1 protein-coding gene is annotated in these 762 nt (G+C 64.8%); it reads left to right on the top strand.

Annotation, left to right across the window (positions count from 1 at the left end; genetic code table 11):
- Positions 1–69: 69 nt before the first annotated feature.
- A protein-coding gene (locus tag FV223_RS29080; RefSeq protein ID WP_147730050.1) for an IS5 family transposase occupies positions 70–762 on the top strand; the annotation gives its coding sequence in 2 pieces (ribosomal slippage) (positions 70–385 and positions 385–762; 694 coding nt annotated over the 2 pieces). This gene is flagged as partial in the annotation.

A 762-nucleotide genomic window follows, 5' to 3' on the forward strand; every position in this document is an offset into this window, starting at 1 on the left:
CTAGGGCCTGTCGTCGCCTGAACAGATTGGCTGGGCTTGCGTTTTCGTCTTTCTGATGGAGGAGGGACGATGCTGAGCGACGCGCAATGGGCTGATCTGGAGCCTCTGGTTGAAGCCTGCCGGCCCAAGGCCAAAACGCCTCCTCAGGATCTGCAGCGCACGCTCTCGGCCATCCTTTGGCGGCATCAGAACGGAGCCAAATGGCGAGCCATTCCCGAGGAATTAGGACCCTGGTGGCGGGCTGCCCAGATCTTCATCCGCTGGTCGCGTGCCGGCGTCTGGGAGCGGCTTCTTCACCTCGTGCAGGAGCGCGGTGTCCAACTCGGTATGGTGTTCCTCGACGGCACGAACGTTCGGGCGCACCAAAAGGCGGCGGGAGCCGCCAAAAGGGGGGATCTGCAGCCGAGCGAGACGCTCGTGAAGCTGTTGGCCGCTCGCGTGGCGGGTATGGCACCAAGGCTTGCGTGATCGCCGACGGGCAGGGCCGCGCCATCGCCTTCCAACTGGCGCCCGGTCAGGCCCATGAACTCCCTCACGCTGTTCCCCTGCTCGACCAACTGCCGGGGGTGCCCAAATGGGTCGTGGGGGACCGCGGCTATACCAGCCACGTCTTTCGCGAACACATCTGGAATATGGGCGCTCGGCCTGCGATCCCGCCTCAGCGCCACGAAGCGCCCGTGGCCTGCCCTGATTGGATCTACAACAACCGTAACCAGGTCGAGCGCCTCTGGGCCAGGCTCAAAGAGTGGCGCGCCATCGCCA

This window comes from Methylobacterium sp. WL116 (assembly GCF_008039455.1).
In the GTDB taxonomy this organism is placed as follows: Bacteria; Pseudomonadota; Alphaproteobacteria; order Rhizobiales; family Beijerinckiaceae; genus Methylobacterium.